This is a genomic window from Coleofasciculus sp. LEGE 07092, assembly GCF_015207375.1.
Taxonomy (GTDB): domain Bacteria; phylum Cyanobacteriota; class Cyanobacteriia; order Cyanobacteriales; family Coleofasciculaceae; genus LEGE-07092.
Genome location: NZ_JADEWY010000041.1, coordinates 39,564 through 48,040, shown reverse-complemented (window position 1 = coordinate 48,040; position 8,477 = coordinate 39,564). Strand labels below are relative to the sequence as shown.

8 protein-coding genes are annotated in these 8,477 nt (G+C 45.5%); 7 read left to right on the top strand and 1 reads right to left on the bottom strand.

Translation table 11 applies throughout. The features are described 5' to 3' along the window. Window positions 1-93 precede the first annotated feature (93 nt). Window positions 94-654, bottom strand: a complete 561-nt coding sequence (gene rsmD / locus IQ257_RS12410; protein ID WP_193933049.1) for a 16S rRNA (guanine(966)-N(2))-methyltransferase RsmD — start codon at window positions 652-654, stop codon at window positions 94-96. 199 nt (window positions 655-853) lie between these two features. On the opposite strand from rsmD, the gene IQ257_RS12405 reads away from it, so the two are divergent. The 7 genes from IQ257_RS12405 (at window position 854) to IQ257_RS12375 (ending at window position 8,416) form a co-directional block, all read left to right on the top strand. Then, window positions 854-1,789, top strand: coding sequence for an STM4015 family protein (locus IQ257_RS12405; protein ID WP_193877960.1), 936 nt, complete (start codon window positions 854-856; stop codon window positions 1,787-1,789). Window positions 1,790-1,916: 127 nt separating this feature from the next. Then, window positions 1,917-2,777 (top strand): STM4015 family protein, encoded by an 861-nt coding sequence (locus IQ257_RS12400; RefSeq protein ID WP_322744305.1) that lies wholly within the window; start codon window positions 1,917-1,919, stop codon window positions 2,775-2,777. A gap of 28 nt (window positions 2,778-2,805) precedes the next feature. Next, window positions 2,806-4,047 (top strand): HEAT repeat domain-containing protein, encoded by a 1,242-nt coding sequence (locus IQ257_RS12395; protein ID WP_193877961.1) that lies wholly within the window; start codon window positions 2,806-2,808, stop codon window positions 4,045-4,047. Window positions 4,048-4,071: 24 nt separating this feature from the next. Then, window positions 4,072-5,337, top strand: coding sequence for an STM4014 family protein (locus tag IQ257_RS12390; RefSeq protein WP_193877962.1), 1,266 nt, complete (start codon window positions 4,072-4,074; stop codon window positions 5,335-5,337). Next, a complete protein-coding gene (locus IQ257_RS12385) occupies window positions 5,334-6,170 on the top strand; it encodes an STM4013/SEN3800 family hydrolase (RefSeq protein WP_193877963.1) in 837 nt (278 codons plus the stop codon). The genes IQ257_RS12390 and IQ257_RS12385 overlap by 4 nt, the downstream gene beginning before the upstream one ends. Window positions 6,171-6,226: 56 nt before the next feature. Then, entirely contained in the window at window positions 6,227-7,555 is a 1,329-nt protein-coding gene (locus IQ257_RS12380; protein ID WP_193877964.1) for an STM4012 family radical SAM protein, read from the top strand. A 9-nt stretch (window positions 7,556-7,564) separates the two neighbouring features. Continuing rightward, window positions 7,565-8,416 (top strand): STM4011 family radical SAM protein, encoded by an 852-nt coding sequence (locus tag IQ257_RS12375; protein ID WP_193877965.1) that lies wholly within the window; start codon window positions 7,565-7,567, stop codon window positions 8,414-8,416. The last annotated feature ends 61 nt before the right edge of the window (window positions 8,417-8,477 follow it).

Sequence of the window (8,477 nt, the reverse complement as noted above, 5' to 3'; positions counted from 1 at the left end):
GTGCAGGGGTGCAGGGGATAAATTAACTTGTTTTCCATCTCCCTCATCTCCCTCATCTTCCCCATCTCCTCCATCTCCCCCACTCCCGTTCGGCTAACGCTCACGGCGAAGCCCACTCCCCACTCCCCTGTAAAATGCCAAAGCTGTGTTACCGTAAACTTTTTGGCGACAGATATCTAGCCCGGACATGGGTTGAGGTGTCCAGTGGTTGGGGCTGTATTCTACGGCTAGTTCTCCCGAATCGGCGAGTAACTGATACTTAGCGATCGCTTCTAATACCGGTTGGTATAAGTTGCTGGCATAGGGAGGGTCGAAGTAAATACGGTCAAACTGTTGACCTGCAAGGGTTTTCAATCGCCCCACCACATCGCCCCGGAGTACTTTAAATTCTTGTTCCGGCTGGGCAACTTTCTCCCAGTTTTCCTGAATAATTGAGCAGACTTTGCCCCATTTGTCAATCCCTACTACCAAGGATGCACCTCGACAAAGTGCCTCGGCACCCATCGAACCCGAACCCGCACACAAATCCAGCCAACGACAACCCGCGATCGCACCTTGCCAGATATTGAATACCGCCTCCCTCACCCGTGCTGGTGTTGGGCGGGTTGTTAGTCCGGGTAAAGTTTTGAGCTGACGGTTGCCGTAAATTCGCATTGATAAGTGTTTCTATTAACATAACATCTGTAAGGTAGCGCAGAATTCCTCGAACGACGGCAGAGGATATCTTGCAGATAGTACAAAAGTACTATCAAATGGGTTCAACTTAAAAATGCGTCAATAGGGCAGACAGGATGCCCACCCCACCAGAAAACGGTATCTCCCAAAACAATAATCTGAAATTGGTAAGGTCATTATGTATCCACATAACCATGTCACCACATTTGCCAATCGGAATGTTGAGGAATTTGACTCTGACAAAGGCATTACCGATTCAGTTGGTAGGGCGATCGCTCTCAGATGTGACTATGACAGTCATGAAAAAATTGCAGATAAGCTGCAAAAGTTGCTGCAAGATTCCCAAGCGAGTAAGCTAGAAGCCTTAGTTATCGGTGCGTGGGAAAGTTTGCTCGATGGCGGTAATGACTCCAGCAAAGTGATTAATGCCCTCGTTGCAGCCAAAGAACAGCTTAAAGGTCTTAAAGCTATTTTCATCGGCGATATTCTTTCGGACGAATATGAGATTTCCTGGATTGAGCAGTGCAATATTACTCCTCTTTTAGAGGCATATCCCAATCTGGAGGTGCTGCGGGTTCGTGGTGCGACGGGTCTAGGATTCACTCCGATACAGCACAATAGGTTAAAAACGCTGATTGTGGAATCGGGGGGACTTAGTGGGACACAAATTGCTCAAATTGTAGCGCTTGAGTTGCCAGCGTTGGAGCATCTGGAATTGTGGCTGGGTGATGAAAACTATGGGGGAGACTCTTCCGTTGATGATTTGATGCCGATTCTTCACAGGAATTTCTACCCAAAATTAACGTACTTGGGATTGCGGAATGCTACCTACACCGATGATATTGCTGAAGCTGTGGTAAATTCGCCTATTCTTTCCCAGATTAAAACCTTAGACCTGTCGATGGGAACGATGGGGGAGAAAGGGGTTGAAGCATTGATATCCTGCGATACGATTAATCAACTCGACGTGCTTGATGTTTCAGAGAATTTTTTAGAGGAAGAAGCAATCGCACGGCAAAAGAGGCTGAATATTCAAGTAATTGCTGACAACCAGAAGGAAGAAGAAGACGAAGAAGATTACGGATACAGTCGCTACTGCTCAGTTTCTGAATAGCAACAACTAGCGCAAAGGTAAATTTGAGCGATTCGGGAAGTATTTAGGGTATTCCTCTCAACACGTCACCACATTTGCTAACCGCAACGTTGAGGAGTTCAATCCTCAAATCGGCATCACCGATCCAGTGGGCACCGCCTACGCCCTCAGATGCGAACATGGCGCAGAGGATGATATTACAGGTCAGATTGCCCAGCTACTACAAGATCCGCAGGTTAGCAAGGTTGAAGCGTTGGTGTTCGGAATATGGAGCGGATTTACGGAGAGTGACTTTAACTCTCGTATTCTCGTTAATGCTCTAATCAATGCTAAAGACCAACTAACGAATCTCAAGGCGGTCTTTATTGGGGATATTCACTATGGGGAATGCGAGATTTCTTGGATTCAGCAGAGCAATATCAGTCCTGTTCTAGAAGCATATCCTAATCTGGAGGTGCTGCAAGTTCGTGGCACTCAAGGTCTGGGAGATGAATGTCTGTCTTTTAGTCCTTTGTCTCATGAGCATTTAGAGGCGCTTATTGTTGAAAGTGGAGGACTCTACCCTGAAACTATTACTGAAATTTGTGCTCTCGAGCTGCCAGCGTTGGAGCATCTGGAATTGTGGCTGGGTAGGGACAAGTATGGGGGAGATTCTTCAGTTGACGATTTGATGCCGATTCTGTCTGGCGAGTTATTCCCAAATTTGATCTACTTAGGACTGCGGAATGCGGTATACACAGACGATATTGCTGAAGCTGTGGTGAACTCGCCTATTCTTTCCCAAATTAAAATTCTAGACTTGTCGATGGGAACGATGGGAGAGAAAGGAGTTGAAGCGTTAATATCCTGCGATGGTATTAATCAACTCGACGTGCTTAATGTTTCGGAGAATTTTTTAGATGAAGAAGCGATCGCACAGCTAAAGAGGCTGAATATCCAAGTGATTGCCGACAACCAAGACGAAGAAGATGATGACGGATACGCTCGCTATTGCTCGGTTGCTGAATAGCAACAACTAGCGCAAAGGTAAATACGTGATGACCAACAATCCTAATCAACCCAGAAAAGATGATGCCGTGCTTGGGGGTCAATCTCCACCTCCTGTAGAGGGTGTTGTTTTGGGAGGTATCGAAGGAGTAAAGAGTCGATTGGCGAGTGCGGTTGTAGAAGCGCGAATTGCTGCTCTTTCTGAGGCACTCCATTATGGTGATACTGGCTTAGATTTAGTCATTGGGGCTTTAAAGGATGAATCAGAACAAGTGCAGCATTCTGCCAGTCTACTCTTAAAAAACTCGCCAAATCCTCAAGCCAAGCAAGCCTTATTCGACTACGACCCCTGGCTATTTTTTACCACCTTAGAAAACTGGAAACTTGAAGAGTTTGACCCAGAAATTGGCATTGCCGATCCTATGGGAACTGCCTACGGCGTAAGTGCAGGTAACATTGATAAGCTCCTCGAAGATCCCCAAATCAGCAATTTTGAAGCCTTAGTTTGTGAATATCATTATTATCGGTCAGGTCATAAAGATGATTTTGCCGAAATTCTCTCTGACGCCAGCGCCAAGCTAACCCGTCTCAAAGCCATATTTATTGGGGATGTGGACATGGTAGACGAGTTAGGCGGTTACAAAGCATCCCGGATTGAACTTAGTGAAGACTATAGCTACCTCTTAGCCGCCTATCCCAACTTAGAAGTGCTGCAACTTCGTGGTAAAGATGATATGGAATTCAGTCCGCTACAGCACAACTATTTAAAAACACTGATTATTGAGACTGGAGGACTCTCTAAGGATACCCTTGCTCAGATTTGTACGCTGAAGCTACCCAGACTAGAGTATTTGGAGTTATGGCTGGGTAGTGAACGTAGTTTTTATGGATGCGGAGATTCTTTTATTGATGATGTAATGCCGATTATTGGTGGTGTTGCTTTTCCTGAGTTAAAATACTTGGGTTTGTGCAGCAGTGACTACTCGGATTATATAGCCTTAGCTGTGGCGCGATCGCCTTTTATTCGTAAGCTAAAAATTCTAAATCTTTCAAAAGGAAATTTAACAGACGTTGGTGCTGAAGCCTTGCTAAATTGTCCGGCTATTAATCATCTTCACACCCTCAATCTTACGATGAATCTTTTATCTCCAACTATGATTGAGCGGTTGTCTCATCTGAATTGTCAAGTGATGGCACAGTCACAAGATGAAGAGTATGAAATCTATTCAAGTAGGAGCAGATATGAGACTTATCCTGTGGGCATAGAGCGCTATTTTGCACTATTTGAGTAGAGAATACAATCAGGGTGTCAGAAAATGCCCATAAACTTTATTATTGTAGGGAATTCAGAAAATCGGCGGGTTGGTTTCTTTCAGCAAGCCCTAGAACGTTGTGGGTTAGAACCAGCCACAGTAGTTTCTTACTCGGACTTGATTGCTGGTAGGGATACTCTAGAACAATTTAACAAACCCAATACTATCATCCGCTTTGATTCCCCTGAGAAGAATTTTGAGGTAGAAAAAGCGCTGATTGCTGCGGGTGCAGATGTACTGGATGCAGGCAACCATCAACGCATTAGTGCTGTCGATGCCATGAGGTTGGAATTTGATAAAGGGCGAATTCTTTACCCCCGGCAATTGTATCTGGGATGGCGTCACCTACTGCACCAATGGGGGAATCAGTTAAGGTGTTCTACCATGAACCATCCGGTAGAAATTGCCCAAATGTTCGATAAACCCCTATGTCACAAATTGTTTGAAAAGTATGCAACCCCTTATCTGCGAGTGGAAGAAGAGAAACCCGCATTTTCTCCCCCTTCGCCCTCTTTGGGAGAGGGGGGTAGGGGGGGTGAGGGCAAAATACCCGTACCCCGTTCATTAGGTGTTATCCGCAGTTATGACGAATTGCGCCAAGCCATGCAATCTCAAAACTGTTCCCGCGTCTTCGTCAAACTGTCCCACGGTTCCTCTGCATCCGGTGTTGTGGCATACCAAGCTAACCCCCGATATGAATCGGCAATCACTACTGTGGAACGAGTGCAGGAAAATGGTGAAAACCTTCTCTACAATTCCCGCCGAATTCGGAATTACACCCGACGAGAAGAAATTACTGATATTATCAATATCCTCTGTAAAGAAGGCGTTCAAGTCGAAGCATGGCTACCCAAAGCCAGACTGCAAAATCAGCCCTTTGATTTGCGTGTGGTGGTGATTGATGGTGAAGCGCAGCACGTTGTTGTGCGGTTGGGTAAAAGTCCCATGACTAACCTGCATTTAGGAAGCGATCGCGCGGGTTTAGATCTACTCCTCACCCAGGTTAAACTAGAGGACTGGGAAGTTATGAAGCGAACCTGCGAAACTGTGGCTGCTGTATTTCCCAATAGCTTATACTCCGGTATTGACCTGTTAGTCTACCCTGATTTCCGGCGACACGCTATTTTAGAAATTAATGCCTTTGGAGATTTGTTACCGGGTACGACTTGGAACGGACTTGATACTTATACCAGTGAAGTGAAAGCCATACTCAAGAAGGCAGAAGAAAGAGAAAACTGTATATTTAATGCTGGGGCAAAGCAGCCATGATTGATATGAACCAAATCGTGGGCAGTCATGACATTTTATTCGTCACTCTAGATACATTACGCTACGACGTTGCCAGAGACTTACTCGCCCAAGGACACACACCAAATCTCAAAGCAGTTTTACCCCCAGAAGGATGGGAAGAACGCCACTCTCCGGGTAACTTCACTTATGCTGCACACCACGCTTTTTTTGCCGGATTTCTACCAACCCCTATTACTCCAGGATTGCACTCTCGATTATTTGCAGTAGAATTCCAGGGAAGCAGCACCACTACAACTAACACCTGTATTTTAGAAGACTCCAATATCGCTGCTGGACTTGCCACTAAAGGCTATCATACTGTCTGTATCGGTGGCGTCGGATTCTTTAATAAATCCAACCCTCTTAGTAATGTTTTACCGGGAATGTTTGCCGAGAGTTACTGGAGTCCAGAACTCGGTGTTACTAACCCCCAATCCACAGAATATCAAATAACTCTCGCTCGAAAAATTATAGCAAAAACTCCTAAAGAACAGCGCTTATTCTTATTTATCAATATCTCCGCACTGCATCAACCCAACTGCTTTTATGTACCAGGTGCTACAGAAGACACACTAGAATCCCATGGGGCTGCTTTAGAGTATGTGGATCGACAATTGCCTAGACTTTGGGAAGTTTTGCGAGTTCCGACATTTTGTATTTTCTGTTCCGATCACGGTACGACTTACGGGGAGGAGGGTTACACGGGGCATCGCCTCAGCCATTCAGTAGTTTGGACAGTTCCTTATACAGAATTCATTTTCAAGAGTTTATCTCAAATTCCAATGACTACCCAGAATTCCGTCAAACTATAGGCGGGATTTAACTTCATTCAACCCCACCTACAAACTTTCATCATTCATCATTCAAAATGACTCATCGCCCCTCCCTTCAGGAGATGCTACAAAAGTCTTCCTATCAAGCTTACGTCTACTCCTACCCCCACAAAACCGCCTACCGTTCCATTAATCCGCCTATTTCCCTAGAAAAACTCTGGTCGGAAGAAAACCGCAAAGCACTCTTTCTCTATATCCATATTCCCTTCTGTGAAATGCGCTGCGGGTTCTGTAACCTCTTCACTACTGTGAAAACCGATAGTGATTTTGTCACCCAATATATCAACACCGTTCGTAGACAAGCGAATCGTGTGAAATCAGCATTGGGAGACGCAACCTTTGCCAGATTTGCTATCGGAGGTGGTACGCCAACTCAACTCCCCTTACACGGATTAGAAGCAATTTTAGATATTGCAGAAGAAACGATGGAGGCAAAATTACAAGATATTCCAATTTCCGTGGAAATGTCCCCAGAAACCGTTGATATTAACAAACTAACATTATTGCGCGATCGCGGCGTTGATCGTGCCAGTATTGGTGTCCAAAGCTTCATCGATGCTGAAGTTCTCGCCATCCACCGCCGCCAAAGCGCCTCTCAAGTAGACACTGCCCTTACTTTAATGCGAGAGGCAGGATTTCCTACTATTAATATTGACCTAATGTATGGGCTACCAGGGCAAACCGTAGACAGTTGGCTGCAATCAATTCGCGCTGCGTTGCGGTTTCAACCGGAAGAAATTTACCTGTATCCTTTGTATGTGCGCCCCTTGACGGGTTTAGGAAAAAGCGATCGCGAATGGGATGATAGTCGTATTGCCTGCTACCGAGAAGGGCGATCGCTCCTTCTATCTGAAGGGTATACTCAAGTTTCAATGCGGATGTTCCGTGCTAATCATGCACCAGAAGCTAGCCGTCCTGTTTACTGCTGCCAAGCGGATGGTATGGTAGGTTTAGGGTGCGGTGCTAGGTCTTATACGGATTCGCTGCATTATTCCTGTCACTATGCCGTCAGTGATCAGGAAGTCCGCCATATTTTAGAAGCGTTTATCAATACACCCGATGAAGCCTTCGATTCTGCCAATTATGGCTTTCAGTTAGATGCTGAAGATCGTCGCCGCCGCTATATTTTACTATCCTTACTGTCCGATGAAGGGTTAAATCAGGTGAATTACTGCGATCGCTTCGGTACGGATGCCTTTATCGACTTTCCCGAACTCTCTGAACTTATTCAATTAAATCTCGCCAGCTTAAATAATCATACCCTGGTTTTAACTCAGGCGGGTATTGAGCGTTCTGACACCATTGGTTCTTGGTTATTCTCAGATAAGGTTCGGCAACTCATGCAAGCCTACAACTTAAAATAAACCCAACCAATGAACCTAACCATCCTCTATCGCGGTTCCTTAATAAGCTGTAACTACGGTTGCGAATACTGCCCCTTCGCCAAGCGATCGCAATCAGCCGTAGAATTAGCTAGCGATCGCCAATCCTTAGAACGGTTTACCGATTGGATTGCCCAAAACACCCAACACCAGTTTTCCATCCTATTTACCCCGTGGGGAGAAGCGTTAATTCATCCCTGGTATCAGCAAGCCTTAGCCAAACTGACACACCTACCCAACGTTAATAAAGCAGCGATTCAAACTAATCTTTCCTGTAAATTAGATTGGGTGGACGACTGCAACAAAGAACGATTAGCGTTGTGGGCAACATTTCACCCCGAATGGGTATCCCTAGAACAGTTTCTCGCCCAATGTTGGGAGTTAGATCGGCGGAGGGTGCGGTTTAGTGCGGGAGTTGTGGGGTTTCCTAAGTTTAAGAATGCGATCGCATCTCTGCGTCGTCAATTACCGTCACACATTTATCTATGGATCAATGCTGTGAAGCGGGCACTCTCCCAGTTATCCGAGGCGGATCGGCAATTTTTTGACTCTATCGATCCGTTATATCACCTCAACACCCATTACTATCCCAGTTATGGCAAAACCTGTCGCGCTGGAGAGTCTGTGATTTCGGTGGATGGGGATGGTACAGTACGCCGATGTCACTTTATTAAAGAGCCAATTGGCAATATTTACGATCCTAAGTTTGAAGCGACACTCTTTAAACGACTTTGTACTAATGAAACCTGCCACTGTCACATCGGCTACGTTCATCTAGACTACTTGGAACTAGATAAAGTCTTTGGTTCTGGTATTTTAGAGCGGATTCCGGAAACGGTTTGAACGGTTCTGCAATTTGGTAGATGTCAAATCGAGAGTAGGAAACTCTCCTAGGGAGGAATAG

Bases quoted from the DNA above. Each gene is read 5' to 3' on its own strand.
- IQ257_RS12385 (WP_193877963.1), top strand. From the start codon at position 5,334: ATGATTGATATGAACCAAATCGTGGGCAGTCATGACATTTTATTCGTC.
- IQ257_RS12395 (WP_193877961.1), top strand. From the start codon at position 2,806: ATGACCAACAATCCTAATCAACCCAGAAAAGATGATGCCGTGCTTGGG.
- IQ257_RS12390 (WP_193877962.1), top strand. From the start codon at position 4,072: ATGCCCATAAACTTTATTATTGTAGGGAATTCAGAAAATCGGCGGGTT.
- IQ257_RS12380 (WP_193877964.1), top strand. From the start codon at position 6,227: ATGACTCATCGCCCCTCCCTTCAGGAGATGCTACAAAAGTCTTCCTAT.
- rsmD (WP_193933049.1), bottom strand. From the start codon at position 654: ATGCGAATTTACGGCAACCGTCAGCTCAAAACTTTACCCGGACTAACA.
- IQ257_RS12405 (WP_193877960.1), top strand. From the start codon at position 854: ATGTATCCACATAACCATGTCACCACATTTGCCAATCGGAATGTTGAG.
- IQ257_RS12375 (WP_193877965.1), top strand. From the start codon at position 7,565: ATGAACCTAACCATCCTCTATCGCGGTTCCTTAATAAGCTGTAACTAC.